This window comes from Solirhodobacter sp. (assembly GCF_964715405.1).
Window position 1 is genome coordinate 15,801 of record NZ_CBAICG010000002.1, and the last position, 25,486, is coordinate 41,286.

The following is a 25,486-nucleotide window of genomic DNA, read 5'->3' on the forward strand; positions in this document are numbered from 1 at the left end:
GCCCTTTCGCATTCGCGCCCGTTACAAAACCCTCACACGTGAATTGCGCGAGCGTCACAGAGTGCTACTATTTCGCGGGCATGGCTGACCTTGCCCCCTCATCTGCCGATCCCTCTTCGCCGACCGGCAGGCCTCTGGCGCCGGGGATTTCCCTGCGGGGTCTGGCCAAGTCCTTTGCCGCGCAGACCGCGGTGCAGGACGTGTCGGCCGAGATCGCGGCGGGCGAGTTGACCGTGCTGCTGGGCCCCTCGGGCTGCGGCAAGTCCACGTTGCTGCGGATGATCGCCGGGTTCGAGGCGCCAACGGCGGGCGAAATTTACCTTGCCGATGCGCCGATCGCCGCCCTGCCCCCGTCGCGCCGCAACATTGCAATGGTGTTTCAAAGCTACGCGTTGTTCCCGCATCTGACGGTGGCCGAGAACATCACCTTCGGCCTGTCAGTGCGCCGCACCCCCAAGGCCGAGACGGCGGACCGGCTGGGCCGCGTGGCACGTCTGATGGGGCTTGAGGCGCTGCTGGACCGCAAGCCCGCGCAACTGTCGGGCGGCCAGCAACAGCGTGTGGCGCTGGCCCGCGCGGTGATCTCGGAACGCCCGGTGTGCCTGATGGACGAGCCGCTGTCGAACCTCGACGCCAAGCTGCGCGCCGAGATGCGGGCAGAGATCCGGGCGCTTCAGCGCAGGCTCGGGCTGACGATGGTCTATGTCACCCATGATCAGGTCGAGGCGATGACGATGGCCGACCGGATCGTGCTGATGAACGCCGGGCGCGTGGAACAGACCGGCACGCCGGAAGAGATCTACGCCGAGCCCGCCACCACCTTCGCCGCCCGTTTCATCGGCAGCCCGCCGATGAACCTTGTGCCTGCCGCCGCCCTTGGCCTGCCGGGCGACGCCGTGGCGGGGCTGCGGCCCGAGGATATCCACATCGCCGCCGACGGCGTGGCCGCCCGCATCATCAGCGCCGAATACCTTGGCGCCGACCTGCTGGTGACGCTTGGCCTTGGCACCGCGCGGGTGATCCTGCGCCAGCCCGCCCGCGCCGGGCTGCCCGCCGGCCCCGAGGTGCGGCTGGCCTGGGTGGCCGACGCGCTCCGCCTGTTCGATGCCGCCACCGGCCGCGCGCTCGGCCCCGGCCCGACAATTCCGCAAGCCCCCGTTTCATCAGCCATGCAAGGATGCCCTTGATGACCCTGTTCCGACTGACCCGACAGCTTGGCGGCGCCGCCGTCGCGGCGCTGCTGGCCGCGCAGCCCGCGCTGGCCGTCAACCTGCAGTTCTTCTTCCCGATCGCCGTGGGGGGTGCTGCCGCCGACACGATCAAGGCGCTGACCGACGAATACATGGCCGCGCACCCCGACGTGCATATCGAGCCGGTCTATACCGGCAGCTACACCGACACGATCGCCAAGGCGATCACCGCCTCCAAGGGCGGCAACCCGCCCCAGTTGGGCGTGATCGGCGCGGCCGAGATGTTCAACCTGATCGACGAGGACATGATCGTGCCGTTCGACGACTACGTCTCGGACCAGGACAAGAAGGACTGGCTGGGCGGCTTCTACCCGGCATTCATGGCCAACAGCCAAGCCTTCGGCAAGACCTGGGGCATTCCGTTCCAGCGTTCGACTCCGGTGATGTACTGGAACAAGGACGCCTTCAAGAAGGCCGGTCTCGACCCCGAGCACGCGCCTGCAAGCTGGGACGAGATGGTCGCCGACGCGCAGAAGCTGACAGTCCGCGATGCCGGCGGCAAGGTCACGCAATGGGGCCTGCGCATCCCGACGGCGGGCTTCCCCTACTGGTTGTTCCAGGGGCTGGCGATCCCGAACGACGCGACGCTCGGGGCCGCCGATGGCAAATCGGTCGCCTTCAACAGCCCGGCCTCGGTCGAGGCGGCACAGTTCATGCTGGACCTGACCACCAAGGACAAGGTGATGGAGCCCGGCACGCTGGATTGGGGCGCCACGCCCAAGGCGTTCTTCGAGGGCAACGCGGCGATCATCTGGACCACCACGGGCAATCTGACCAACATCACCCAGAACGCGCCGTTCCCGTTCGGCGTGGCGATGCTGCCCGCGAAACAGCACCTCGGCGCGCCGACCGGCGGCGGCAACTTCTACCTGTTCAAGGCCTCGTCGGATGAGCAGAAGAAGGCGAGCGTCGACTTCGTGAAGTGGATGACCGCGCCCGAGCAGGCGGTGAAGTGGACGATGGCCACCGGCTATGTCGCGCCGCGCCCGGAAGACTGGACCATCCCGGCGATGCAGGACTACGTGAAGAAGGTTCCGGGTGCGCTCGTCGCCCGCGACCAGTTGCAGTATGCGGGGTCTGAACTGACGGTCTACCAGAACGCGCAGGTGACGCAGATCCTGAACGACGCGCTGGAGGCGATCATGTCGGGTCAGGCCGAGCCGAAGGCGGCGCTGGACGGCGCGCAGGCGAAGGCGACCGCGATCCTCGCGCAGTATCAGTAACCCCAAGGGGGCCGGGCGACCGGCCCCCTTTCCCCACACGGAAGACCAATGCGCCGCGAAACCATCCATGCCTGGCTGATGCTGCTGCCTGCCCTCACGGTGCTGGCGGCCTTCATGCATGTGCCCGCGGTCGAGACGATCATCGCCTCGTTCTTCTCGACGCCGCGCGGGCTCCGGCCCGCGCATTTCGTCGGGATGGCGAATTACGAACGGATGTGGGCCGATCCGGTGTTCTGGCAGACGATGCGCAACAACCTGATCTACGGCGCGATCACCGTGCCGCTGTCGATGGGGCTGGCACTCTTGATGGCGCTGCTGGTGCAGGGCAAGGTGGCGGGGCGCGGCTTTCTGAGGATGGCGTTCTTCACGCCGACCGTGCTGCCGCTGATCGCCGTCGCCAATATCTGGATCTTCTTCTACACCCCCGGTTTCGGCCTGATCGACCAGATCCGCGGCCTCTTTGGCCTGCACCACTGGAACCCGCTGGGCACCGGCGACAGCGCGCTTTACGCGGTGGCGGCGGTGGCGGTGTGGAAAGAGGCTGGGTTCTTCATGATCTTCTACCTTGCCGCCTTGCAGACCATCCCGACACCTCTGATCGAGGCGGCGCAATTGGAAGGCGCGAACCGCTGGCAGATCTTCCGCCGGGTGACGCTGCCCTTGATCATGCCGACGACGCTGTTCATCTCGGTCAATGCGGTGATCGACGCGGTGCGGCTGGTGGACCACATCTTCCAGATGACCCAGGGGGGCCCGAACAACGCGACCTCGATCCTGTTCTACTACATCTACCGGGTCGGGTTTCAGTTCTGGGATACCTCTTACGCGGCAACGCTGACGGTGGTGATGATCGTGATCCTGTCGCTGGCGGCGCTGGGGCAGGTGTTCCTGCTCGACCGCCGGGTGCATTACAAATGAAGGGCGCGGATTGGCTGACCACCGTTGGCGGCTGGCTGCTGGCGCTTTTGTGGATCACGCCGCTGGCCTACGCGATCTGGACCGCCTTCCACCCTGCGGCCTACGAGACGCATTTCGACCTGCTGGCGCCGCTGACGCTGGAAAACTTCCCCGCCGCCTGGGTGCAGGCGCCCTTCGCGCGCTATTTCCTGAACACCGTCATCCTGGTCACCATGATCCTTGCGGTGCAACTGGTGCTGGGCACGTTCGCCGCCTTCGCCTTTGCCCGCCTGAAGTTCCCCGGCAAGAACGTCCTCTTCGCGCTGGTGCTGCTGCAACTGATGATCATGCCCGACGTGCTGCTGGTGGAAAACTACCAGACCATCCGCATCCTCGGGCTGACCGACTCGATCCTTGGCATCGGGCTGCCCTACATGGCCTCGGCCTTCTTCATCTTCCTGTTGCGCCAGACTTTCCTGCAGGTGCCGACCGAGCTTGACGACGCCGCGCGGATCGAGGGCGCCTCGCTCTTCACCCTGATCCGGCGGGTCTATGTGCCGCTGGCAAAGCCGACCTACATCGCCTTCGGCCTGATCTCGGTCTCGGCGCACTGGAACAATTACGTCTGGCCGCTGATCATCACCAATTCGGTCTCGGCCCGGCCGCTGACGGTGGGGCTGTCGATCTTCTCGGCGGCCGATAGCGGGGTGCACTGGTCGGTGATCAATGCGGCGACCCTGATGACCTCGGGGCCGCTGCTGATCGGGTTCCTGCTGTTTCAGCGCGCCTTCGTGCAAAGCTTCATGCGCGCCGGAATCAAGTGATCAGGCGTTGAGTGCCCGCGCCAGCCGGTTCTGCCGTTCGATCACGCGCGGCAGATCGAGCGTCGCCACCTGCCCCTCGCGCACCACGCGGCGGCCTTCGACCAGCAGATCGCGCACCCGCATCGGCCCGGCGAGCAAGAGCGCGACCGGATCCCACGATCCCGCGCTTTCCACCCCCGACACATCCCAGATTGCGATGTCGGCGCGCTTGCCGGGCTCCAATGATCCGCAATCGTCGCGGCCCAGCACACGGGCGCCGCCCAGCGTCGCAATCTCCAGCGCCTCGCGGGCCGACATCGCATCGGCGCCGCGCGCGACGCGCTGCAACAGCATCGCCTGCCGCGCCTCGGCCACCAGGTTCCCGGCGTCATTCGAGGCCGAGCCATCGAGGCCAAGCCCCACCTTCACGCCCGCATCCCGCATTGCCCGCACCGGCGCGATGCCGGAGCCAAGGCGGCAATTCGAACAGGGGCAATGCGCCACCCCGGTGCGCGAGCGGGCAAACAGCGCGATTTCCGAACCATCCAGCTTCACGCAATGGGCGTGCCAGACATCGTCGCCGGTCCAGCCAAGGTCTTCGGCATATTGCCCCGGCCGACAGCCGAACTGCGCCAGGCTATAGGCGATATCCTCGTCATTCTCGGCCAGGTGGGTGTGCAGCATCACGCCCTTGTCGCGCGCCAGCAGCGCCGCATCGCGCATCAGGCCGCGGCTGACCGAGAACGGCGAACAGGGCGCCACGCCGACGCGCACCATCGCCCCCGGTTTGGGGTCGTGGAAACGGTCGATCACCCGGATGCAATCCTCCAGGATCGCGGCCTCCTGCTCCACCAGCCCATCCGGCGGCAGCCCCCCCGCGCTTTCGCCGATCGACATCGCGCCCCGCGTCGGATGAAAACGCAGCCCGATTTCCCCGGCCGCCGCGATGGTGTCATCCAGCCGTGACCCGTTGGGAAACAGGTAAAGGTGATCCGAGGTCAGCGTGCAGCCCGTCAGCGCCAGTTCCGCCAGCCCGATCAGCGCCGAGGTGTGCATCTCGTCCGGGCCGAACTTCGCCCAGATCGGGTAAAGCGTCTTCAGCCAGCCGAACAGCAGCGCATCCTGCCCGCCCGGCACCGCCCGCGTCAGCGTCTGGTAAAGGTGGTGATGCGTGTTCACCAATCCCGGCGTCACCACGCACCCCGTCGCCAGAAGCACCTCGCCGGTGGTGGCAAGCCCCTGCCCCACCGCCGCGATCACGCCGTCACGGATCAGCACGTCGCCGCCCGCAATCTCGGCGCGCGCGCCATTCATCGTCACGACGCTGGTCGCGCCGCGGATCAACATCTCGGTCATCGGACATCTCCACATGGGCCATCGCCCCCTTCGGCCCTCGTGGAACCCGGCCGACAGAAGGGAGCGCAAGGACTCGGCCAACCGGGACAATACCAAAACTGCCCGCACTGAGGCAACGCCCCGCCGCCCATTCTTCTTGGCAAAAATACTCCCGCCGGAGGCGCCTTGCGCCGCGCCGCCTCAGGGTGCGCGCGACAGGACCGCCAGCGCCGCCGCGTGAACCGGAGCGTTGGCGGCGGCCAGCACACGCCCGCCCTGATGCGCGGCCCCCCCCTGCCAGTCGGTCACGATGCCACCCGCCGCCTCGATCACCGCGATCGGGGCCTGAATGTCATAGGCCTGCAACCCGGCTTCGACGACCAGATCGACCTGCCCGAGTGCGATCAGCGCATAGGCGTAGCAATCCATCCCATAGCGGGTCAGCCGCACCTGCGCCGACAGCGCATGGAAAGCCGCGCCCTCGTCCGCCGTGCCGACCTCGGGGAAGGTGGTGAACAGGATCGCTTCGGCCAGCGGGCGGGGGGCGCGCGTCGCCAGCCGCCGCCGCCCCTGCGGGCCGTCAAGCCGGGCCTGCCCGAAGCCGCCGAGGAAGCGCTCGCCGATATAGGGCTGGTCGATGATGCCGAGGACCGGGCCGCCTGCGTCCGACAGCGCGATCAGCACCCCCCAGGTCGGCGTGCCGCTGAGGTAGCCGCGGGTGCCGTCGATCGGGTCGAGCACCCAGGTCAGCCCGCTGGTGCCGGGTGCCGCGCCCATTTCCTCGCCCAGAATGGCATCCTGCGGGCGGCGGGCGGTGATCAGGCGGCGCATCGCCGCCTCGGCCGCGCGGTCGGCGATGGTGACGGGGTCGAACCGCGCCGCCTCCTTGCTGTCGGCCGTCAGGCCGGCGCTGCGGAAATGCGCCAGCGTGGCTTTCCGCGCCACATCGGCCAGATCCTCGGCCAGCGCCAGCAGCGCGCCGCGCTCGTCATCGGAAAGTTCGGTCATCGGTCGCCCCCGGCCTGTCGCTGCCCTGCGGTAGCGGCGGCCGGGGGCCCGGTCAAGTCGGTGGCGGTCAAGTCGGCCCCGGTCAGGCGGCGGCGGTCAGGCGGCGTCGCTCAGCACGCGGGCGAGGTCGAACAGGCGGCGGCGCTGATGTTCCGGGATCGCGTAGTAGGACCGGACCAGTTCCAGCGCTTCCTTGTCGGCGAGAATGTCGCCCTCGACCACCGGCTGCCCCTCGCGCGCGGCGTCGATCCCCTCGAAGAAGAAGCTGATCGGCACACCCTCGGCATCGGCGATGTCCCACAGCCGCGAGGCGCTGACGCGGTTCATCCCGGTCTCGTATTTCTGGATTTGCTGGAACTTGATCCCGACCTTGTCGGCAAGTTGCTGCTGGGTCATGCCGATCATCCAGCGGCGATGGCGGATGCGCTTGCCGACGTGGGCGTCTACCGGGTGCTTCATGTCTTCCTCTTCACGTTGAACTTGGGTCCGAGTGTGCTCGTGACGCGTTGAAGCACGAAGCGTGCCAACTCTTGGAGACCTGTCGAAAGAGACAGGTGAAATTCTTTTCCGAAACAGTGGCTTGTCTAAAAGGACAAGTCCATCCCGCGGCCAAGGCACGGGAATCAGGGGGCCTGGCACTCTTCTTGGCGGCGAGTGATTCGATGGGCCGCGCCGCCGTCGCATAAGGGAAAGCGGCTTTGCAGAATGCAACGCCTCGGCGCGGCCGATCTGCGCATTTTGCAACGACCGGCGACCCGCTGGCCTTCTGTGCCCGCTCGCCCTATCACGATCGGATCAACGGAGGATCCCATGCGCGCCTATCAGATCGACCGATACGGAGAACCCGCCACCCTGCGCGATCTCGCCACGCCGGAACCCGGACCGGGCGAGGTGCGGCTGCGGATCGCCGCCTGTGGGTTGAACTTCGCCGACCTGCTGATGCTGAAGGGCGAATATCAGGAACGCCCGCCCCTGCCGATGACGCCGGGGATGGAGGTTGCGGGCACGGTCGAGACGCTGGGGCCGGGCGTCGCGGGCCCCGCCCCCGGCACCCGCGTTGCCGCCTTCGCCGGGGCGGGCGGCCTGGCCGAAGCGGGCTGCTTTCCCGCCGCGCGCTGCGTCGCCCTGCCCGCGGGCATGAGCTTCACCGAGGCGGCGGCGTTTCAGGTCGCCTATTCCACCAGCCATGTCGCGCTGGCACATCGCGCACACCTGAAACCGGGCGAGACCCTGCTGGTGCTGGGGGCGGCGGGCGGCGTCGGGCTGACGGCGGTGGAGATCGGCCGCCTGATGGGCGCGCGGGTGATCGCGGTGGCGCGCGGCGCCGACAGGCTGGCGGTGGCGGCGGCGGCCGGGGCGCATCATCTGATCGACAGCGAGACCGCCGATCTGCGGGCCGAGTTGAAGGCGCTTGGCGGGGTCGATGTCGTCTATGACCCGGTCGGCGGCGATGCCTTCCTGACCGCGCTGCGGGCGACGCGGCCCGAGGGGCGGCTGATCACCATCGGCTATGCCAGCGGCACGGCGCCGCAGATTCCGGCGAACCTGCTGCTGGTGAAGAACCTGACGGTGATCGGGCTTTACTGGGGCGGCTACCTGACGTTCCGGCCCGAGGTCATCGCCGACAGCCTTGCCACGCTCTTTGGCTGGTACGCCGAGGGCAAGCTGAAGCCGCATCTCAGCCACGTCCTGCCGCTCGATCGCACCGACGAGGCGCTGGAGTTGCTACGCTCGCGCCGCTCCACCGGCAAGGTCGTGGTCACGATGGGCTGAGGGCAGGCGCGGGGCGCGGACCGCGTCGCGGATCATCGCGGCCAGCGCCTCGACCGCCGGGCCGTGGCTGGGGTCGGCGACGTAAAGGTTGATCTTGGTGCGGGCAAGGTCGGGCAGCGCTCCACCATGCGGAATGCGCTCGACATAACGCGGCTCGGCACCCGCCACCAGCGCGTGAACGGCAAGGTCGGCGCTGACGCTGGCCTCGATCGACCGGGTCGAGTCGGACTCGACCGCCATCACCCAGGGGATGCCGGCGCGGTCCAGCGCCTCCTGCACCCCGACGCGGAAGATGCAGTTGTGCTCGAACGCCAGCGGCAGCGGTCGCTGTTTCCAGGCGCTTCCCCCCGGCGCGCCGATCCAGACCAGCGCCACCTCGGCCAGCGTCTCGCCCTCGACGCCGCAGAAATCCTCGGTGGTCAGGATGATGTCGGCATCACCGCGCGCGAACAGCCCCTTGAGCCGCCGCGTGTAGGACGACACCAGCGTCACCCGCACCCGCGGATAGTCGCGCGCGAATTTCTGCAACACGGTCGGGATCGCCGGGTAGACGATATCGGCGGGCACCCCCAGCACGATCTCGCCGACATAGGCCTGATGCGTCAGCCGGGCGATCGCTTCGTCGTTCAGGGCCAGCATCCGGCGGGCATAGCCCAACATCTGCTCGCCCGCCGCCGTCAGCGCGACGCCGCGCCCCGAACGATCCAGCAGTTGCAGATCGAGCGCCTCTTCCAGCCGCTTGAGCTGCATCGACACCGCCGATTGCGTCAGGTTCAGGAACCCCGCCGCCCGCGTCACCCCGCCCGCATCGGCGACGGCCACGAAAGAGCGCAGCGAGGTCAGGTCGAGATTGCGCGTCATATCACATATCCTGATGCTACACGTCAAAAGCATTCATTTTACAAATGAACCAGAAGAGCGCACAAAGATCAAGAAGAGTGATGGGGGAACTGTGCCCGATCACCGAATCTGAAGGAGTACGATCATGTTCACCTCGGTCCACACCGCCTCGGCCACCCTGCACCGGCTGTCGGCTCCGCGCCGGGCGGGCCTGTTCACGCGCCTGATGGCCGCGCAGCGTCAGCGCCGCGAGCTTTCGGCGCTTGCGATGCTGGAGGATCGTCTGCTTGACGACATCGGCCTGACCCGCGCCGACGCGCTGGTCGAAGCGCAGCGTCCGTTCTGGGATGCGCCCGCTCACTGGCGTGTCTGAGACGCATTCGACACCATCGGCCCGATTCCCACGCGCGGCGCTTGAAAAGGGCGCCGCGCTTTCCGATATTGACCGCAAGGGGACGCCCGTCAGGGCGGCCCCATCGGAATGTGACATGGAGGCGACTCATGGCTGACTACGAAACGATCCGCCCGGCTGGCGCAGGCGCGCGCGGCTTGCGAATCGACGAGGGGCTGCGGGCCCATATGAACAAGGTCTACGGGCTGATGTCCGTGGCGATGGTGGTAACCGGCATCGTGGCCTACACGGTGAGCAGCAACGCACAACTGATGCAGGCGATCTTCGGCTCGCCGCTGCGTTGGGTGGTGATGTTCGCGCCGCTGGTGGTGGTGTTCGGCTTCAGCGCGATGATCAACCGGATGTCCTACGCCACCGCGCAGGCCGTGTTCTTCGTCTACGCCGCGCTGATGGGGCTGTCGCTCAGCTTCATCTTCCTGGCCTACACCGGGATCTCGATCGCGCAGGTCTTCCTGGTCACCGCGATCACCTTCGGCGGGCTCAGCCTCTACGGCTACACCACCAAGCGCGATCTGAGCGGCATGGGCACCTTCATGATGATGGGTGTGATCGGCCTGATCGTCGCCTCGGTGGTGAACATCTTCCTGCAATCCTCCGCGGTGATGTTCGCCGTCTCGGTGCTGGGCGTGCTGATCTTCGCGGGCCTGACCGCCTATGACACGCAGAACATCAAGTCGATGTATGTGCAGATGGCGCAGGGCGGCGACCGCGAGTGGCTGGGCAAGTCCGCCATCATGGGCGCGCTGCAGCTTTACCTCGATTTCCTCAACATGTTCATGTTCCTGCTGCAATTGATGGGCAACCGGAACTGATCACGCGAACCGCCGCAACGGACCGGGCCGGGGGAAACCCCGGCCCGTTTTGTTTGGGGGTGGAAGGCAGGTCGGGCGGGCGGCCACCCCCAAATGAAAAAGGCCGCGCCCAGCGGCACGGCCCGTTCATCGCAAGGGGGGCAGATCCTACTTGATCTTGCCTTCCTTGTATTCGACGTGCTTGCGCACGACGGGGTCGTATTTCGTCACGGCCATCTTGTCGGTCATCGTGCGGGCGTTCTTCTTGGTCACGTAGAAGTGCCCGGTGCCCGCCGAAGAGTTCAGACGGATCTTGATCGTCGCCGGCTTCGCCATGAAAGTCTCTCCTGCAGCCGGGGGCGGGCCCCCGGTGAAATCCTTGAAGCCCGCCTTTTACCCAGCCCCGGCGCGGAGTCAACCGCAAAAACCGGACGGGCGGGGTTCAGGCGCCCAGCGGCGCCCGGCCCTGCGCCGCATGCAGCGCATCGCGCGTGGCGGGGTCGATCCCCAGCGCCTCGGCAAGCTGGCGCAGGAAGGCGCGCTCGCCGTCACTGTCGACGGTGATGCCCATCAGCGCCGACGAATAGACCTGCGACGCCATCGTCGACCGGGTCTCGCTCACCAGCCCGGCAAGGTCCAGCGGGCGCGCCATCTCGGCCTTCACGAAGTCCAGTTCCTCGGGCGAGGCGCCGACGAGGTGGCTCAGGATGCGCGCCTGTTCGTCGGGGTCGATCTCGCCGTCGGCCTTGGCGGCCTGGATCATCGCGCGGATCATCAGCCGGGCGTTCGCCTCGGCCATCTCGGACGCAGGGCCGCCCCCGGTCAGGGCGTGCATCATGTCGGCCATCATCCCGCTGCCTGCGGTCGCGGTGCCGCCGAGCGTGGCGAACAGCCCGCCAAGGCCCGCCTGCGTTGCACCCGCGGGGGCCGCGGTGAAGCCGCCCATCTGCGCCATCGCGTTGCGCATCAGGCCGGCGCCGCCCGGAAGGCCCATCTTCTCGGCCATGCCGTCCAGCGTGTCGGCCAGCCCGCCCGGCGCGCCTGCGGCCTTCATCATGGCGTCGAAGCCGCCCGATTTCTGATACTGCGCAAGCCCCTTGGCCGCCGCGAAGCCCACCGCCAGCGTTGCCAGTGTCCGCATGAAACTCATCGCACCCTCCCGGTCTTGCGGGGCCGATGATATCGCCGGTCGCCCTGCGGGCAGGGCGACATGTGGATCGGTCGGCGGAATGCCGCCGATGGGGGAAGATGCGCGGATGGCCTGTAAGCCGGATTCTGTGCCAGGGCCGAAGCCCCTTCCGACGACCATTCCTCTAGGCCCGCCGTTACCGACGCGCTCGAGCTGCCAACCCGGACCCCTGGGCTGAAGCATCCCTGCCGGGCCCCGGATCAAGTCCGGGACAGGCGTGGGGCCCCTATTCGGCATTGCTCCAGGTGGGGCTTGCCGTGCCGGTCCTGTTGCCAGTCCCGCGGTGGGCTCTTACCCCACCGTTTCACCCTTGCCACGACCGAAACCGTGGCGGTCTGTTCTCTGTGGCGCTTTCCCTCGGGTTACCCCGGCCGGGCGTTACCCGGCACCTTTGCCTCATGGAGTCCGGACTTTCCTCGCGCGTCTTGCGACGCCCGCGGCCGTCCGGCCATCCGCGCGAGGGCAGCCTTAGGCGTTCGCCCCGACGCGGTCAATGCCGAAGCGGCGCGCCAGATCGGCCGCCGCGCCCGCGTCGTGGCGGTCGACCGGGCCGGACGCCCAGGGCCGGAACCGCAGCCGGAACGCACTAAGGAGCGTGGCGTCGTCCACCTCGGCCGGATAGCCGAAGGCGCGCGCCTCGGCCGCAAACCCGGCCGGATCAGCCTCGCCTTCCGCGGGCCAGACCGACAGGCCGCCAAGCGCCAGCCGCCGCCAGTCGAAGCGCGCGCCGGGGTCGATCTTGCGCGCGGGGGCCATGTCGGAATGGGCGATGACGCCTTCGGGCCGGATGCCCCAGCGGCCCATCAGCCCCGCCAGCAGCGCCTCCAGCGCCGCCATCTGCGGCTCGGGGAACGGGTGGCGCGCGGTATTGACCAGTTCGATCCCGATGGAATGCGAGTTCACGTCGCCCCGCCCGCGCCACGAGCCCGCCCCGGCGTGCCAGGCGCGCTTGTCCTCGGCCACCAGCGCCAGCACCGTGCCATCGGTGTCGATGACGTAGTGCGACGAGACCTCGGCCACCGGGTCGCACAGCAGCGCCAGCGCGGCTGCGGCACTCGCCATCCCGGTGTAGTGCAACACGATCAGATCAGGACGCGCGCCGCCACGGCGTTCGCCGAAGTTCGGCGACGGATGGGCGATCAGGCGCACATCGCCCCTTACTGCGAGGCCTTGCGGAACGGCGCCGGATCCCAGTCGCAGGCAAAGCCGTCACCGTCGGGGTCGATCCCCAGCGAATCGCGCCCCGGCCCGCCCGCCTTCAGGAACGCCATCTGCGCCAGATCGGGCGAGGTGTAGCGCGCGCAGGCGTGCAGGTAGGCGTCATGACCGAAGATGTTGATCCGCTCATAAAGCTTGTGACCCACGGAGTTCGTCGTGCTCAGCGCGTATTCGGCCAGGTTCGGGCCATCGCTCGACGGGCGCGGCGGCAATGGCTGCGGGTTGATCACCTGATACTGGGCACGCTGCTGGGCCAGACGCTGAGCGTCCTGCTGGATCGACACGCGCGATTTGACGGCGTTGAAATCCTGTTCGTCCGAGATGCTCGCGCGGTTTTCCGTCGGCGCGGGTGGCACCAGCTTTCCGTTCGCGTCGTATTCCAGATTGCTGTGCATCTCGGCGATCCCGGCGGGCGCGTCGCCGCGCGGCCGGTTCGGGTCTTCCGGGTTGCTCGCGTCGCCCATCGGCGCGGGGCTGTTCGGCTGCGCGCCGGTGTCGCCCGGCTGAGCCTGGCCGAGCGTGCCCGCGTCCGCCCGTTTCAGATAGTCGCCATAGGTTCCGCCCGCGGCCGAGTCCGGCACCTGCTGAGAACAACCCGCCAGTGCGAGCGCCGCCAGAACCGGAATGATCATTCGCATTGTTATTGCCCTGCCCAACCCACGAACGCGCCCATTACCACCATTTTGACGGTTTGGAAACGAAACCTGCGGCTTGTTCCAGAACGTATGCGTGATTCAGCAGGTCGCCCTCTTCCCACGGCCTGCCAATCAGTTGCAGCCCCAGCGGCAGCCCCTTGCCATCCAGCCCGGCCGGAACCGAGATGCCCGGCAGCCCGGCCAGGTTCACCGTCACGGTGAAGACGTCGTTGAGGTACATCTGCACCGGGTCGGCATCCGCCATTTCGCCCAGGCCGAAGGCCGAGGACGGGGTGGCGGGCGTCAGGATCGCGTCGATCCCGGCGGCAAAGGCGAGTTCGAAGTCGCGCTTGATCAGCGCGCGGACCTTGCGGGCGCGGTTGTAATAGGCGTCGTAGAACCCGGCGCTGAGCACATAGGTGCCGATCATGATGCGCCGCTGCACTTCCTTGCCGAAGCCTTCGGCACGGGTCTTTTCGTACATCTCGGTGATGCCGTCGCCCTGCCCCAGCTTGGCGCGGTGGCCGTAACGCACCCCGTCATAGCGGGCGAGGTTCGACGACGCCTCGGCCGGCGCGATGACGTAGTAGGCGGGCAGCGCGTATTTGGTGTGCGGCAGCGAGATATCCACGATCTCGGCGCCCGCATCCTTCAGCATCGCGGCGCCATCGGCCCAAAGGCGTTCGATCTCGGCGGGCATCCCGTCCATGCGGTATTCGCGCGGCAGGCCGATCTTGCGGCCGCGGATGTCGCCGGTCAGCGCCGCCTCGAAATCCGGCACCGGGATCGCGGCGCTGGTCGAGTCCTTGCCGTCCTCGCCCGCCATCGCGCCCAGCATGATCGCGGCGTCGCGCACCGTCTTGGTCATCGGCCCGGCCTGATCCAGCGACGAGGCGAAGGCGACGATGCCCCAGCGGCTGACGCGGCCATAGGTCGGCTTGATGCCGACGATGCCGGTAAAGGCGGCGGGCTGGCGGATCGAGCCGCCGGTATCGGTGCCGGTCGCGCCCAGGCAGAGGTCGGCCGCCACCGCGCTAGCCGAACCGCCCGATGATCCGCCCGGCGTCAGCGGCGTGGTGTCGTTGCCGCGCCGCCAGGGGTTCACCACGTTGCCGTAGCACGAGGTTTCGTTCGACGAGCCCATCGCGAACTCGTCCATGTTCAGCTTGCCCAGCATCACCGCGCCCGCCGAAAACAGCTTCTGCGTGACGGTGGATTCGTACTCGGGCCGGAAGCCGCGCAGGATGTTGGAGGCCGCCTGCGAGGGCACCCCCCTGGTGCAAAAGAGATCCTTGATGCCCAGCGGGATGCCGCACATCGCGGGCGCCTCGCCCGCCTTCAGCCGCGCATCCGCCGCCCGCGCCTGATCCAGCGCGATCTCGGGCGTCTTGTGCACGAAGGCGTTCAGCCCGTCGGCGGCGTCCATCGCCGTCATGCAGGCCATCGTCAGATCGACCGCAGTCGCCTCGCCCGCCCGCAGCGCGTCGCGCGCGGCGGCGATGGTCAGTTCGTTCAGCCCACTCATTCAACCACCTTCGGCACCGCAAAGAACCCCGCCCGCGCGTCGGGCGCGTTCGACAATATCTGTTGCTGGATGCCGCCATCCGTCACCACATCCGCCCGCCGCTTCAGCCGCATCGGGGTGACGCTGGTCATCGGCTCGATCCCCGTCACGTCGACCTCGTTGAGCTGCTCCATGAAGGTCAGGATGCCCGACAACTCGCCCGCCAGCGCGGGTAGGTCGGCCTCGTCGACGCGGATGCGCGCCAGATGCGCCACACGCCGCGCGGTGTCGATGTCGATGGACATGGGTTCGCTCCTTCGGACGGTCCGGGATCGTTTAACGATGCGGCGCGGGCGCTGCAAGCATCTGGCGGCGCAGCGCCTCGATCATCCAGCCCAGCATCAGGGCGTTCAGGAGGTGCCACAGGAAATGCGTGCCGGTCGGCCAGCGCGAGCACAGCGGCAGGTCCACCGCCCGCGCCGCGATGGAAAGGCTCAGGATCAGCGCGCCCAGCGCCATGTTCGCGGCAAAGGCCGGTGCCCGACGGGCGAGAGCAGCGGCATAAAGCAGGATCAGCAGCGCCACCGGCGCATAGCCAGCCGAGGAGCCAAGCGCGGGGATCAAGTGCCCGAACAGCACCGCCGCCCCGGCCGCCCAGGGGAAGAAGAGCGCCACGCCGACCCCGGCTGCTGCGCGGCCGAGGTGCCAGACCCCGCGATTGACCGCCCAGAGGTAAAGCAGGATGAACCCGAGGATCGGCAGCACGTCGGCGAGCCCGGCCCAGCGTTCGGCGACGGTGTGAAAGAGGCCGGAGCCGAGGCCGATGGCGATGAGCACGGCGCAGAGCGCCCGGCCGTAAGGTATCCCCCGGACGCGCGGCCACATCAGCGCCGCCGCCAGCAGGAACGCCAGATTGGTGACCGCGTTCAGCGGTTCCGACCAGAGCCCCGGCCCCAGCCGTTCACAATATCCGTTGACCGGATCGAACCAGTCCATTTCCTTCGCCCGCCTCTGCCCTACACTTGGCGCAGTCAATCACAGGAGACTTGCCATGAACATCATCTGGCTCGGCCATTCCGGCTTTCGCATCGAGATCGAGGGCGCCGTGCTGCTCGTCGATCCCTGGCTGACCGGCAACCCGATGTTCCCCGCCGCCCGCCGCGCCGAGGCGATTGCGGGGGCGACGCATGTGCTTGTCACCCACGGGCATTTCGACCACAGCGCCGACGGCCTCGTCGTCGCCAAGGAACTGGGGATTCCGCTGGTCGGCACCTATGACCTGATCGGCTGGTGGGAGGCCAAGGAAGGCATCAAGGGCATCGGCTTCAACAAGGGCGGCACGATTGACCTGAACGGGGCGAAGGTGACGCTGGTGAACGCCTGCCATTCGTCCTCGGTCGCGGGGCCGGACGGCGCGCCGATCTATGCCGGGCACGAGGCCGGGTTCATGATCGCGGGCGAGGGCCACACGATCTACCTGTCGGGCGACACCGACGTGATGGCCGACATGGGCGTGTTCAACGCGCTGCACACGCCCGATATCGGCATCCTGTCGGCGGGGGGCCATTTCACGATGGACATGAAGCGGGCGGCCTATGCCTGCAAGACGTTCTTCGCCTTCAAGACGGTGATCCCCTGCCACTACCGCACCTTTCCGCTGCTGGAACAGAACGCCGATGTGCTGAAGGCGGCGCTGCCGGGGGTGGATGTGATCGAGCCGCAGGTGCTGGAGGCGATCACGATCTGACGCGGGAGCGAGCGGGGGTTTTGCACCCCCGCACCCCCGCAGGATATTTTCAAACGGAAGATGAGGGGCGCGGCTCAGTCGCGCCTCGCGGCGAAGAATTCCTTGAGGAGGGCGGCGGATTCCTCTGCGCCGATGCCATCGTAGACCTCCGGCGCATGGTGGCTCTGCGGGTGGGCAAAGACGCGCGGGCCCTGCGCCACGCCACCGGATTTGGGGTCGGCGGCGCCGTAGTAAAGCCGGGCGATGCGGGCCTGGCTGATGGCGGCGGCGCACATCGGGCAGGGTTCCAGCGTGACGTAGAGGCTGTAGCCGGGCAGGCGTTCCGAGCCCGCGGCAGCGCAGGCTTGGCGGAGCGCCAGGATTTCGGCGTGGGCGGTCGGGTCGGCCAGTTCGCGAGTGCGGTTGCCGGCGCGCGCCACGATGCGGCCGTCGGGGGCGACGATGACGGCACCGACCGGCACCTCGCCACGCGCACCTGCGGCGCGGGCTTCGGCGAGGGCGGCCTGCATGGGACTGGTGAAGGGGCTCATACGCCTCGTGATGCCGCGCGCCCTGCGCCCGCGCAAGCCCGCTTTCGCTGAGCGCGGTTTGGCGCTAGGAACGAGGCATGGACAAGACAGACAAAGACGGCGAGCGGATCGCCAAGGTGCTGGCGCGCGCGGGCGTGGCCTCGCGGCGCGAGGCGGAGCGGATGATCGAGGCGGGCCTGGTCGCGGTGAACGGCAAGGTGATCGCCAGCCCCGCGCTGAACGTGTCGCCGACCGACCGGGTGACGGTCGAGGGCAAGCCGCTGGCGGCGAAGGAGCCCGCGCGGCTGTGGCTTTACTACAAGCCGCTGGGCCTGGTGACCTCGGAAGCCGACGAGAAGGGCCGCGACACGGTGTTCGACAACCTGCCGCCGGAGCTGCCGCGGGTGATGTCGGTCGGGCGGCTGGACCTGAACTCCGAAGGGCTGTTGCTGCTGACCAACGACGGCGATCTGAAGCGGCGGCTGGAACTGCCCTCGACCGGCTGGCTGCGCAAGTACCGGGTGCGGGTGAACGGGCGGCCCGACGACGCGGCGCTGGAGCCGCTGCGGCGCGGGCTGGTGGTGGACGGCGAACGGTTTCAGGCGATGACGGTATCGCTCGACCGCCAGCAGGGCGCCAATGCCTGGCTGACGGTCGGGCTGCGCGAGGGCAAGAACCGCGAGATCCGGCGGGCGATGACGGCGGTCGGCATGGTGGTGAACCGGCTGATCCGGATCAGCTACGGGCCGTTCCGGCTGGGCGAGATGGAGCCGGGCGCGGTGGAGGAGGTCAAGCCGCGCGTGCTGCGCGATCAGCTTGGGCTGGCGCCGGAGGACCACGACACCGAGGCGCCGAAGCGGCGGCCAGTGCGCCCGGCGGCGACCGGGGGACCGGCGAAACCGCGCCGACCTGTAGGGACGCAGCTTGACGCGCCGCGCCGGTCAGGCGGACCCAAGGGCGCGGGCGTCGGCCCGAAAGGCGCAGGCGCCGCGCCGCGTGGTGGCGCCACGGGCCCCCGCGGCCCGGCAGCCCCGCGCCCCGGCAAACCGCGCCCGCCCCGCAAGGGGGAATGAGGCGCGGCTTTTCCCCCTTGAGGTGCTTCCGAACCGGCGCGCCATCGCCTATATTCCGCCCTGTCGGCTGAACTATCGCGAGAGGGTGCGGGGATGGGTGGCAATGGCTTGCAGAAGCTCGCGTTTTTCCTGCTGCTGGCGCTGATCGTCTATGTCGCCGTGACGGGGGGCGCCTGATGGCGGAACGGTTCGGCGGGAAATACAGCCCCGAAAACGCCCGCCCAAAGGGCGACGCGACGCCGCCGGGCCCGTTTCAGGGTCAGCGCCGCAGCCTTGCCGGGGGCCGGGTCAATGCGCTGTTCATCGTGCCGCTGATCTTCGCCGTGACCGGGTTCCGGCAGTCGCCGCTTGGCCTTGCGATCGACCTTGGCGCCTGCGGGCTGTTGCTGCTGGCGGCCTGGATGACGCGCGAGGGGCTTTTGGCCGAGGAGGCCTATGCCGCGCGCACCGTGGCGCGCCGCCCGGCGCTGCCGCGCAAGATCTTCGGCGCGGGGCTGACCGGGGCGGGGCTGGCGCTGGGCGGCTATCATCCCGGCGGCAGCCTGCTGGCCCCGGCGATCTTCGCGGTGCTGGGCGCCGGGCTGCACCTCGCGGCCTTCGGGGCGGACCCGCTGGCCGACAAGGGGCTGGCCGGGATCGACCCGGCCGAGACGGACCGGGTGGCCACCGCCGTGCAGGGGGCGGAAGCCTACCTTGCCGCGATGCAGGACGCGATCCGGCGGGCGGGCGACCGGGGCTTGTCGGATCATGTCGACCGCTTCATCGCGACCGCGCGGGTGATGTTTCGCCAGATCGAGGCCGACCCGCGCGACCTGACCGCGGCGCGGCGCTATCTGGGCGTCTACCTGATGGGCGCGCGCGATGCGACGATCGGCTTCGCCGACCTTTACGCGCAGCACCGCGACCCCGCCGCGCGCGACAAGTACGAGGCGCTGCTGCGCGACCTGGAGGGCAATTTCGCCTCGCAGAGCAAGGCACTGCTGGCCAATGACCAGATCAACCTCGACATTCAGATCGACGTGCTGCGCGAGCGGTTGCAGCAGGAGGGCGTGCGCCCCTGAGGCGCCGCCGGAACAGGGAAAGGACACCCGATGACCGACGAAACCACCCCCAGCGCCACGCCCGTGGCCGCAGCGATCGACGCCATGCCCGCCCTCCCGCTGCCCGCCGCCGAGGTGGTGGCGCTGGCGGCCGCCCCGGCCCCGGTGGCCGATGCGATCCGCCAGCGGATGGCCGAGATCGACGTGACCAACACGCAGTCGATCATCAACTTCGGATCGGCGGCGCAGGGCGAGTTGACCACCGTGTCCGCCGCCATGCTGGAGGATGTGAAGAACAAGGATGTCGGCCCGGCGGGCGACAGCCTGCAAAGCATCGTGGTGACGATCCGCGGCTTTTCGGCGACCGAACTGGAGCCGGGGCGGCAGCGGAGCTGGTGGGAACGGCTGACCGGCGGCGGCACCACGGTGGCGAAGTTTCTGGAACAGTTCGAGACGGTGCAGGCGCAGATCGACAAGATCACCAACGATCTGGACATGCACCAGCACAAGCTCCTGATCGACATCAAGGCGCTGGACGTGCTCTACGCCAAGACGCTGGGGTTCTATAATGAACTCGCGCTTTATATCGCGGCGGGCGAGGCGAAGCTGGGCGAACTGGACCAGAGCACGATCCCGGCCGCCGTGTCGGTCGCGGACAGTGCCGCCGAGGCCGACAAGATGCTCAAGGCGCAGGCCCTGCGCGATCTGCGCGCCGCGCGCGACGATCTGGAACGCCGGGTCTACGACCTGAAGCTGACGCGGCAGGTGACGATGCAGTCGCTGCCCTCGATCCGGCTGGTGCAGGAGAACGACAAGAGCCTGGTGACCAAGATCGGCTCGACGCTCGTCAACACCGTGCCGCTGTGGCAAAGCCAGTTGGCGCAGGCGGTGACGATCCAGCGCAGCCAGGACGCGGCGACGGCGATCAAGGGCGCCACCGACCTGACCAACGAGTTGCTGACGAAGAACGCCGAGACGCTGCAAACCGCCAACCGCGAGGTGCGCACCCAGATGGAACGCGGCGTGTTCGATATCGAGGCGGTGCAGAAGGCGAACGACACCCTGATCGCCACGATCAACGAAAGCCTGCAGATCGCCGACGAGGGCAAGGCAAAACGCGCCGCCGCCGAGGTGCAACTGGTGAAGATGGAGGCCGATCTGCGCGGCACTCTGGCCGCCGCCAAGGCGCATACGCCGACACCCGCTGCCGCGCCCGGCCCTGGCGCCGCGTGACCCGGCCATGACTCCGCCCCGGTCGCGCCCGCTGCCGCTTCTGGCGTTGCTGCTGGCCCTGTCGGGCTGCGGCGCGCCGATGGCGACGGACGGGCCGACCGTGGCGGACCGGTCGCCGGCCACGCCCGCCGCGCCGGCCGACACGCCCGCCAGCGCCGAAGTGCGCGCCTACTACACCCGGATGCAGCAGGCCGCGCTGTCGCGCGAGCTGCTGCGCACCGATGGCGGCGGGTCGGACACGCCCTATGACGCGCGCATCCTGGCCGCCAACTTCATGCGCATCGCGCTTTACGACGAATACACGCCCAGCAAGGCCGGCTACATCGACCGGGCCGAGCAAGACCCGATCCGCAAATGGGAAATGCCGGTCCGGATGCATCTGGAGTTCGGGCCGACCGTGCCGGAGGCCGAGCAGCAGGGTGACCGGGCCACCGTCGCCGCCTATGACGCGCGCCTGTCGCGGCTGACCGGGCTGCCGATCGGGCTGACCGACGACAGGCCCGACTTCAACGTCTTCGTGCTGACCGAGGATGAACGCCGCGCCTTCGGGCCGCGCCTGCGCGCGATGGTGCCGGGCATCAGCGAGGTCGCGGTGAAGACCTTCACCGACATGCCGCTGTCGATCTACTGCTTCGTGTTCAACTTCACGCCGCCCGGCAAATACACCTACTCCGGCGCGATCGCGATCGTGCGGGCCGAACTGCCCGACCTGATGCGCACCGCCTGCTATCACGAGGAACTGGCGCAGGCGCTTGGCCCGGCCAACGACAGCCCCGCCGCGCGGCCCTCGATCTTCAACGACGATCAGGAATTCGCCTATCTGACCACGCAGGATGCGCTGATCCTGCGGATGCTCTACGACCCGCGCTTCACGCCCGGCATGACCGCCCCCGAAGCCGAGCCGCTTGCGCGGGAGATTGCGCAAGAGCTGATGGCGGGCCACTCTTGACCCCGGCTGCGGCCGCGACTCACTGAAGGAGAGACGTCTTGGCACTGTTCAACTTTCTCGGCGGCGAGTTCATCGACGTCATCGCCTGGACCGACGACACCCGTGACACGATGGTCTGGCGGTTCGAGCGGCGCGGCAACGCGATCAAGTATGGCGCCAAGCTGACGGTGCGCGAAGGCCAGGCGGCGGTGTTCGTCAACGAAGGCCAACTGGCCGACGTGTTCACGCCGGGCCTCTACCAGTTGCAGACCAACAACATGCCGATCCTGACCACGCTGCAGCACTGGGACCACGGCTTCCAGTCGCCCTTCAAGGCCGAGGTCTATTTCGTCAACACGACCCGTTTCAACGACCAGAAGTGGGGCACCAAGAACCCGATCATCTGCCGCGACCCCGAGTTCGGCCCCGTCCGCATCCGCGCTTTCGGCACCTATTCGATGCGCGTGTCCGACCCCGGCACCTTCCTGAAAGAGATCGTCGGGACCGATGGCGAATTCACGTCGGATGAAATCTCGGACCAGATCCGCAACGTGATCGCGCAGGAATTCAGCCAGGTCATCGCCAAATCGAACATTCCGGTGCTGGACATGGCGGCCAACACCGCCGACCTCGGCAAACTGGTGACCACCGCGATCAACCCGACCATCGCCGCCTACGGGCTTATCCTGCCCGAGTTCTACATCGAGAACGTCTCGCTGCCCGAAGAGGTCGAGAAGGTGCTCGACAAGCGCACCTCTGTCGGGCTGGCGGGCGACCTGTCGAAGTATTCGCAGTTCTCGGCCGCCGAGGCGATGACCTCGTCGGCGGCGACGCCGAATTCCGGCATGGGCGCCGGCCTTGGCATGGGGATGGGCATGGGCATGGCGCAGCAGATGGCCGCCGGGCCCTGGGGCGCCGCGCCGCAGGCCGCTGCGCCTGCCGCCGCCGCCCCGGTGCCGCCACCGCCCCCGGCCGAACCGGTCTGGCACGTCGCCGCCAACGGGGCGACGACCGGGCCGTTCCCGCGCGCCACGCTGGCGCAGATGCTGGCCACCGGCAGTTTCGGACGCGACGCGCTGGTCTGGGCGCCTGGCTATGACGGCTGGAAACCGGCCTCGGGTGTTGCCGAGCTTGCGCCGCTTTTCGCCACCGTGCCGCCGCTCCCGCCCCCCCCGCCGCCGGGGCCCGGAGCCTGACGCGATGGCCGATACGGCAACGGATGTGCACTACAAGTGCGAGGCCTGCGGGGCGGAACTGACCTTCGCCCCCGGCCAGACGCAACTGGTCTGCGGCCACTGCGGCCATGCGCAGGCAATTCCGGGTGCCGCGAACGTGGCGCCCGACAGCATCGCGGAGCTCGACTACCTGAAGGCGGTCGCCAACACCCTGCCCGCCGCCGCGATGGAAACGGTGCGCACCGTCACCTGCCCGTCCTGCGGCGCGGCGTTCACGCTCGACCCGGCGGTGCACGCGGCGCAATGCCCGTTCTGCGCGACGCCCGTGGTGGCCGATACCGGCGACGCGCGGCAGTTCAAGCCGCAGGGTGTGGTGCCGTTCACGCTGACCGAGGCGCAGGCCCGGCAGGCGATGAGCGACTGGCTGGGCCGGTTGTGGTTCGCGCCGAACGGGTTGCAGGAATACGCCCGCAAGGGCCGCGCGCTGACCGGCATCTATGTGCCCTACTGGACGTTCGACGCCGACACGCTGTCACGCTATCAGGGCGAACGCGGCGAATACTGGTATGAAACGCGCACCGTCACCGTGCAGGTCAACGGCAAGACCGAACAGCGCCAGGAACAGGTGCGCCACGTCAACTGGTATCCGGTGTCGGGCACCGTGTCGCGGCAGTTCGACGACGTCCTGGTGATGGCTGCGCAAAGCCTGCCGCGCCGCTATGTCGACGGGCTGGAGCCCTGGACGCTGGCTGAACTGCGCGCCTATTCGACCGACTACCTCGCCGGGTTCCGGGCCGAGGGCTACACCGTCGGGCCGGAGGATGGCCACACCATCGCCCGCGCCCGCATGGACGCGGTGATCCAGGGCGACGTCCGGCGCGACATCGGCGGCGACGAACAGCGCATCTCGGCGGTGCAGACCCAGGCCAGCGCCGAGACGTTCAAGCACATCCTGCTGCCGATCTGGATGGCGGCCTACAAGTATGGCGGGAAAAGCTACCGCTTCGTGGTCAACGCGCAGACCGGCAAGGTGCAGGGCGAGCGGCCGTGGTCGAAGTGGAAGATCGGCTTTGCCGTGGTGCTGGGCCTGATCGTGGCGGGCGCGGCGGCCTACTACTACCAGAAGACGCATTGAGGGCCAAGCGGGGGCGCGTTGCCAGGCGGTTGACTCCGCCCCCGCCGCCGCCGATAGACCGCTGATCCCCGGCCCCGACAGAAGGCGACCCCGGCTGTGCGCATCCTGCAAGACGCGATCATTCCCGAACTGCCCAACCTTTACCGTGGCAAGGTGCGCGACAACTACGACCTGCCCGCCGATGCGACCCATGGCCCGCGGCGGCTGATCATCGCGTCCGACCGGCTGTCGGCTTTCGACCGCATCCTGTGCTGTATCCCCTGGAAGGGGCAGGTGCTGACGCAGACCGCGCGGTTCTGGTTCGACGCCACCGGTGACATCTGCCCCAACCATGTGCTGGGCTACCCCGACCCCAACGTGGTGCTGGGCCAGCGGCTCGACATCCTGCCGGTGGAAATGGTGGTGCGCGGCTACCTGGCCGGGACCACCGGCACCTCGGTGCTGACGCTCTACCGCAAGGGCCAGCGGCAGATGTACGGCCACACCCTGCCCGATGGCCTGCGCGACAATCAGGTGCTGCCGCAGCCGATCATCACGCCGACCTCGAAAGCCTTCGACAGCGGCCATGACGAACCGCTGACGGCGACGCAGATCGTGCAGGCCGGGCTGCTGACGCAGGATCAGTGGGATACCGTGTCGGCCTATGCGCTGAAGCTGTTCGCCCGCGGGCAGGAGATGGCGCGGGCGCGCGGGCTGATCCTGGTCGATACGAAATACGAATTCGGGCTGGACCCGGCGGGCCGCATCGTTCTGGCCGACGAGATTCACACCCCCGACTCCAGCCGCTACTGGATCGCCGAAGGCTACGAGGCCGCCTTTGCCGCCGGCACCCGGCCGCCGTCGTTCGACAAGGACGTGATCCGCGCCTGGGTCGCCGCGCGCTGCGACCCCTACCACGACCCGATCCCCGAGATTCCCGCCGAGATGATTGCGATCACCAGCGGCGTTTACATCAAGGCCTACGAACGGATCACCGGGCAGAAATTCATCCCCGACACCACCGGCGCAACACCGCTGGCGCGCGTTCGCGCCAACCTCGCGCCCTTCTTCAGCGCAAAGACCTGACCTGGCGATTTCTTCTTGGGCCCAATACTCCCGCCGGAGGCTCCGACCGCCACTGCCTGAAGCCTCCGGCGGGAGTATTTGGCGCCAAGAAGAAGCCGGACCACCAAGAGGGGCGCCGTTGACGCCCCTTGCCCCGTCATCCTTGCATCCGCGCGTCAGCCCTTCTGGATCGGCACCCGCTTGGCGCCCTCGGGCTGGCTCGGCGCGCGCTTGGGCAGCGTCACGGTCAGCACACCGTCCTTCAACGCGGCCTTGACCGCCGCCTCGTCGGCATCGGGCGGCAGGCGGAAGCTGCGGCTGAACGAGCCGAACTGACGCTCGCTGAAATACCAGCTTTCGCCCTTCTCCTCGCGGCTGGTCTTCTTCTCGCCGGTGACCGTCACCACGCCATCCTCCACGGTCAGGTGGATGTCGTCCTCGGCGACGCCGGGCAGTTCCATCGCAATGGAATAGGCGGTATCGCTGACCGAAGCCTCGGATGCGGGGGCGACCCATTCGGCGATCCGGCTGCCCATCGTGCGCAGCGGATCGTAGAGCGAGGGCCAGAAGCCGCTCGTATGGGATTTCTCGACCATGTCAGATCTCCTTTCGCTGGTTGGCAGCGCTTTGAAAGATTTGCGCCGGGCCCCGAGTCGCCACCATGACCTGCGTCAATTCCGTTGCCCCTTCGCGCGGGGGCCACTAAACCTCGGCAAGACGAAGC

At 68.3% G+C, this 25,486-nt stretch carries 28 protein-coding genes and 1 other RNA gene; 15 read left to right on the forward strand and 14 right to left on the reverse strand.

Annotated features, from left to right (window positions below; all coding sequences use genetic code 11):
• Positions 1–80 precede the first annotated feature (80 nt).
• Genes AC11WY_RS00985 through AC11WY_RS01000 form a run of 4 tightly spaced genes read left to right on the forward strand, consistent with a single transcriptional unit; the run spans position 81 to position 4,194 of the window.
• Positions 81–1,187, forward strand: coding sequence for an ABC transporter ATP-binding protein (locus AC11WY_RS00985; RefSeq protein ID WP_482921603.1), 1,107 nt, complete (start codon positions 81–83; stop codon positions 1,185–1,187).
• Entirely contained in the window at positions 1,187–2,473 is a 1,287-nt protein-coding gene (locus AC11WY_RS00990) for an ABC transporter substrate-binding protein (RefSeq protein WP_482921605.1), read from the forward strand. The genes AC11WY_RS00985 and AC11WY_RS00990 overlap by 1 nt, the downstream gene beginning before the upstream one ends.
• A gap of 48 nt (positions 2,474–2,521) precedes the next feature.
• A complete protein-coding gene (locus AC11WY_RS00995) occupies positions 2,522–3,391 on the forward strand; it encodes a carbohydrate ABC transporter permease (protein WP_482921607.1) in 870 nt (289 codons plus the stop codon).
• Complete coding sequence (locus AC11WY_RS01000; RefSeq protein ID WP_482921609.1) at positions 3,388–4,194, forward strand: carbohydrate ABC transporter permease; 807 nt, start codon at positions 3,388–3,390, stop codon at positions 4,192–4,194. The genes AC11WY_RS00995 and AC11WY_RS01000 overlap by 4 nt, the downstream gene beginning before the upstream one ends.
• On the opposite strand, the gene AC11WY_RS01005 is transcribed toward AC11WY_RS01000, so the two are convergent.
• From AC11WY_RS01005 to AC11WY_RS01015, 3 genes are all read right to left on the reverse strand, one after another.
• Positions 4,195–5,529 carry an 8-oxoguanine deaminase gene (locus tag AC11WY_RS01005; protein WP_482921611.1) on the reverse strand — a complete coding sequence of 445 codons (1,335 nt, stop codon included), beginning with the start codon at positions 5,527–5,529 and terminating at the stop codon, positions 4,195–4,197.
• Between the two features lie 180 nt (positions 5,530–5,709).
• Positions 5,710–6,516, reverse strand: a complete 807-nt coding sequence (gene hisN / locus AC11WY_RS01010; RefSeq protein WP_482921613.1) for a histidinol-phosphatase — start codon at positions 6,514–6,516, stop codon at positions 5,710–5,712.
• Positions 6,517–6,612: 96 nt separating this feature from the next.
• Positions 6,613–6,975 carry a helix-turn-helix domain-containing protein gene (locus AC11WY_RS01015; protein WP_482921615.1) on the reverse strand — a complete coding sequence of 121 codons (363 nt, stop codon included), beginning with the start codon at positions 6,973–6,975 and terminating at the stop codon, positions 6,613–6,615.
• Positions 6,976–7,326: 351 nt separating this feature from the next.
• Between AC11WY_RS01015 and AC11WY_RS01020 the strand changes: the two genes are divergently transcribed.
• Complete coding sequence (locus AC11WY_RS01020; protein WP_482921617.1) at positions 7,327–8,289, forward strand: NADPH:quinone oxidoreductase family protein; 963 nt, start codon at positions 7,327–7,329, stop codon at positions 8,287–8,289.
• Here the strand turns inward: AC11WY_RS01020 and AC11WY_RS01025 are convergent.
• Entirely contained in the window at positions 8,242–9,150 is a 909-nt protein-coding gene (locus tag AC11WY_RS01025; protein WP_482921619.1) for a LysR family transcriptional regulator, read from the reverse strand. The two genes, AC11WY_RS01020 and AC11WY_RS01025, sit on opposite strands and share 48 nt — an antisense overlap.
• 124 nt (positions 9,151–9,274) lie before the next feature.
• Here AC11WY_RS01025 and AC11WY_RS01030 point away from each other — a divergent pair, with 124 nt between their 5' ends.
• A complete protein-coding gene (locus tag AC11WY_RS01030) occupies positions 9,275–9,502 on the forward strand; it encodes a DUF1127 domain-containing protein (RefSeq protein ID WP_482921621.1) in 228 nt (75 codons plus the stop codon).
• 128 nt (positions 9,503–9,630) lie between these two features.
• Positions 9,631–10,353 (forward strand): Bax inhibitor-1/YccA family protein, encoded by a 723-nt coding sequence (locus tag AC11WY_RS01035; RefSeq protein ID WP_482921623.1) that lies wholly within the window; start codon positions 9,631–9,633, stop codon positions 10,351–10,353.
• A gap of 147 nt (positions 10,354–10,500) precedes the next feature.
• On the opposite strand, the gene rpmG is transcribed toward AC11WY_RS01035, so the two are convergent.
• From rpmG to AC11WY_RS01075, 8 genes are all read right to left on the reverse strand, one after another.
• Positions 10,501–10,668, reverse strand: coding sequence for a 50S ribosomal protein L33 (rpmG, locus tag AC11WY_RS01040; RefSeq protein WP_482921625.1), 168 nt, complete (start codon positions 10,666–10,668; stop codon positions 10,501–10,503).
• Between the two features lie 106 nt (positions 10,669–10,774).
• The gene (locus AC11WY_RS01045) at positions 10,775–11,482 is read right to left on the reverse strand and encodes a DUF533 domain-containing protein (protein WP_482921627.1); all 708 of its coding nucleotides are present in this window, start codon (positions 11,480–11,482) and stop codon (positions 10,775–10,777) included.
• Positions 11,483–11,580: 98 nt separating this feature from the next.
• An RNA gene (gene rnpB / locus AC11WY_RS01050) (RNase P RNA component class A) lies at positions 11,581–11,977 on the reverse strand.
• A gap of 12 nt (positions 11,978–11,989) precedes the next feature.
• On the reverse strand, positions 11,990–12,670 hold the full coding sequence (locus AC11WY_RS01055) for an N-acetylmuramoyl-L-alanine amidase (RefSeq protein WP_482921629.1): 681 nt from the start codon (positions 12,668–12,670) through the stop codon (positions 11,990–11,992).
• An 8-nt stretch (positions 12,671–12,678) separates the two neighbouring features.
• Entirely contained in the window at positions 12,679–13,371 is a 693-nt protein-coding gene (locus tag AC11WY_RS01060; RefSeq protein WP_482921631.1) for a hypothetical protein, read from the reverse strand.
• Positions 13,372–13,411: 40 nt separating this feature from the next.
• Positions 13,412–14,899, reverse strand: a complete 1,488-nt coding sequence (gene gatA, locus AC11WY_RS01065) for an Asp-tRNA(Asn)/Glu-tRNA(Gln) amidotransferase subunit GatA (protein WP_482921633.1) — start codon at positions 14,897–14,899, stop codon at positions 13,412–13,414.
• The gene (gene gatC / locus AC11WY_RS01070; protein ID WP_482921635.1) at positions 14,896–15,183 is read right to left on the reverse strand and encodes an Asp-tRNA(Asn)/Glu-tRNA(Gln) amidotransferase subunit GatC; all 288 of its coding nucleotides are present in this window, start codon (positions 15,181–15,183) and stop codon (positions 14,896–14,898) included. Before gatC ends, gatA begins: the two co-directional genes overlap by 4 nt.
• A 31-nt stretch (positions 15,184–15,214) precedes the next feature.
• Entirely contained in the window at positions 15,215–15,874 is a 660-nt protein-coding gene (locus AC11WY_RS01075; protein WP_482921637.1) for a ceramidase domain-containing protein, read from the reverse strand.
• A 55-nt stretch (positions 15,875–15,929) separates the two neighbouring features.
• On the opposite strand from AC11WY_RS01075, the gene AC11WY_RS01080 reads away from it, so the two are divergent.
• Positions 15,930–16,625, forward strand: a complete 696-nt coding sequence (locus AC11WY_RS01080; protein ID WP_482921639.1) for a metal-dependent hydrolase — start codon at positions 15,930–15,932, stop codon at positions 16,623–16,625.
• A 74-nt stretch (positions 16,626–16,699) separates the two neighbouring features.
• On the opposite strand, the gene AC11WY_RS01085 is transcribed toward AC11WY_RS01080, so the two are convergent.
• Positions 16,700–17,155, reverse strand: coding sequence for a nucleoside deaminase (locus tag AC11WY_RS01085; protein WP_482921641.1), 456 nt, complete (start codon positions 17,153–17,155; stop codon positions 16,700–16,702).
• A 77-nt stretch (positions 17,156–17,232) separates the two neighbouring features.
• Here AC11WY_RS01085 and AC11WY_RS01090 point away from each other — a divergent pair, with 77 nt between their 5' ends.
• From AC11WY_RS01090 to AC11WY_RS01120, 7 genes are all read left to right on the forward strand, one after another.
• Positions 17,233–18,207: a pseudouridine synthase gene (locus AC11WY_RS01090; RefSeq protein WP_482921643.1), complete on the forward strand. Its 975-nt coding sequence runs from the start codon at positions 17,233–17,235 to the stop codon at positions 18,205–18,207.
• Between the two features lie 176 nt (positions 18,208–18,383).
• Positions 18,384–19,268, forward strand: coding sequence for a 5-bromo-4-chloroindolyl phosphate hydrolysis family protein (locus AC11WY_RS01095; RefSeq protein ID WP_482921645.1), 885 nt, complete (start codon positions 18,384–18,386; stop codon positions 19,266–19,268).
• 30 nt (positions 19,269–19,298) lie between these two features.
• Complete coding sequence (locus tag AC11WY_RS01100; protein ID WP_482921647.1) at positions 19,299–20,480, forward strand: toxic anion resistance protein; 1,182 nt, start codon at positions 19,299–19,301, stop codon at positions 20,478–20,480.
• Between the two features lie 7 nt (positions 20,481–20,487).
• Entirely contained in the window at positions 20,488–21,429 is a 942-nt protein-coding gene (locus AC11WY_RS01105; protein ID WP_482921649.1) for a DUF2927 domain-containing protein, read from the forward strand.
• A 38-nt stretch (positions 21,430–21,467) separates the two neighbouring features.
• Complete coding sequence (locus AC11WY_RS01110; protein ID WP_482921651.1) at positions 21,468–22,604, forward strand: SPFH domain-containing protein; 1,137 nt, start codon at positions 21,468–21,470, stop codon at positions 22,602–22,604.
• A 4-nt stretch (positions 22,605–22,608) separates the two neighbouring features.
• Entirely contained in the window at positions 22,609–23,718 is a 1,110-nt protein-coding gene (locus AC11WY_RS01115) for a primosomal protein N' (replication factor Y) - superfamily II helicase (protein ID WP_482921653.1), read from the forward strand.
• A 96-nt stretch (positions 23,719–23,814) separates the two neighbouring features.
• The gene (locus tag AC11WY_RS01120) at positions 23,815–24,783 is read left to right on the forward strand and encodes a phosphoribosylaminoimidazolesuccinocarboxamide synthase (RefSeq protein WP_482921655.1); all 969 of its coding nucleotides are present in this window, start codon (positions 23,815–23,817) and stop codon (positions 24,781–24,783) included.
• A 155-nt stretch (positions 24,784–24,938) separates the two neighbouring features.
• On the opposite strand, the gene AC11WY_RS01125 is transcribed toward AC11WY_RS01120, so the two are convergent.
• Positions 24,939–25,358, reverse strand: a complete 420-nt coding sequence (locus AC11WY_RS01125; RefSeq protein ID WP_482921657.1) for an Hsp20/alpha crystallin family protein — start codon at positions 25,356–25,358, stop codon at positions 24,939–24,941.
• Between the last annotated feature and the right edge of the window lie 128 nt (positions 25,359–25,486).

Coding starts and splice junctions, on each gene's coding strand:
- AC11WY_RS01060 (WP_482921631.1), bottom strand. CDS start 13,371: ATGATCATTCCGGTTCTGGCGGCGCTCGCACTGGCGGGTTGTTCTCAG.
- AC11WY_RS01045 (WP_482921627.1), bottom strand. CDS start 11,482: ATGAGTTTCATGCGGACACTGGCAACGCTGGCGGTGGGCTTCGCGGCG.
- AC11WY_RS00990 (WP_482921605.1), top strand. CDS start 1,187: ATGACCCTGTTCCGACTGACCCGACAGCTTGGCGGCGCCGCCGTCGCG.
- AC11WY_RS01095 (WP_482921645.1), top strand. CDS start 18,384: ATGGCGGAACGGTTCGGCGGGAAATACAGCCCCGAAAACGCCCGCCCA.
- AC11WY_RS01015 (WP_482921615.1), bottom strand. CDS start 6,975: ATGAAGCACCCGGTAGACGCCCACGTCGGCAAGCGCATCCGCCATCGC.
- AC11WY_RS01090 (WP_482921643.1), top strand. CDS start 17,233: ATGGACAAGACAGACAAAGACGGCGAGCGGATCGCCAAGGTGCTGGCG.
- AC11WY_RS01025 (WP_482921619.1), bottom strand. CDS start 9,150: ATGACGCGCAATCTCGACCTGACCTCGCTGCGCTCTTTCGTGGCCGTC.
- AC11WY_RS01105 (WP_482921649.1), top strand. CDS start 20,488: ATGACTCCGCCCCGGTCGCGCCCGCTGCCGCTTCTGGCGTTGCTGCTG.
- AC11WY_RS01000 (WP_482921609.1), top strand. CDS start 3,388: ATGAAGGGCGCGGATTGGCTGACCACCGTTGGCGGCTGGCTGCTGGCG.
- AC11WY_RS01100 (WP_482921647.1), top strand. CDS start 19,299: ATGACCGACGAAACCACCCCCAGCGCCACGCCCGTGGCCGCAGCGATC.
- AC11WY_RS01030 (WP_482921621.1), top strand. CDS start 9,275: ATGTTCACCTCGGTCCACACCGCCTCGGCCACCCTGCACCGGCTGTCG.
- AC11WY_RS01005 (WP_482921611.1), bottom strand. CDS start 5,529: ATGACCGAGATGTTGATCCGCGGCGCGACCAGCGTCGTGACGATGAAT.
- AC11WY_RS01115 (WP_482921653.1), top strand. CDS start 22,609: ATGGCCGATACGGCAACGGATGTGCACTACAAGTGCGAGGCCTGCGGG.
- AC11WY_RS01075 (WP_482921637.1), bottom strand. CDS start 15,874: ATGGACTGGTTCGATCCGGTCAACGGATATTGTGAACGGCTGGGGCCG.
- AC11WY_RS01020 (WP_482921617.1), top strand. CDS start 7,327: ATGCGCGCCTATCAGATCGACCGATACGGAGAACCCGCCACCCTGCGC.
- AC11WY_RS01035 (WP_482921623.1), top strand. CDS start 9,631: ATGGCTGACTACGAAACGATCCGCCCGGCTGGCGCAGGCGCGCGCGGC.
- rpmG (WP_482921625.1), bottom strand. CDS start 10,668: ATGGCGAAGCCGGCGACGATCAAGATCCGTCTGAACTCTTCGGCGGGC.
- AC11WY_RS01080 (WP_482921639.1), top strand. CDS start 15,930: ATGAACATCATCTGGCTCGGCCATTCCGGCTTTCGCATCGAGATCGAG.
- gatA (WP_482921633.1), bottom strand. CDS start 14,899: ATGAGTGGGCTGAACGAACTGACCATCGCCGCCGCGCGCGACGCGCTG.
- AC11WY_RS00985 (WP_482921603.1), top strand. CDS start 81: ATGGCTGACCTTGCCCCCTCATCTGCCGATCCCTCTTCGCCGACCGGC.
- AC11WY_RS00995 (WP_482921607.1), top strand. CDS start 2,522: ATGCGCCGCGAAACCATCCATGCCTGGCTGATGCTGCTGCCTGCCCTC.
- AC11WY_RS01085 (WP_482921641.1), bottom strand. CDS start 17,155: ATGAGCCCCTTCACCAGTCCCATGCAGGCCGCCCTCGCCGAAGCCCGC.
- AC11WY_RS01125 (WP_482921657.1), bottom strand. CDS start 25,358: ATGGTCGAGAAATCCCATACGAGCGGCTTCTGGCCCTCGCTCTACGAT.
- hisN (WP_482921613.1), bottom strand. CDS start 6,516: ATGACCGAACTTTCCGATGACGAGCGCGGCGCGCTGCTGGCGCTGGCC.
- gatC (WP_482921635.1), bottom strand. CDS start 15,183: ATGTCCATCGACATCGACACCGCGCGGCGTGTGGCGCATCTGGCGCGC.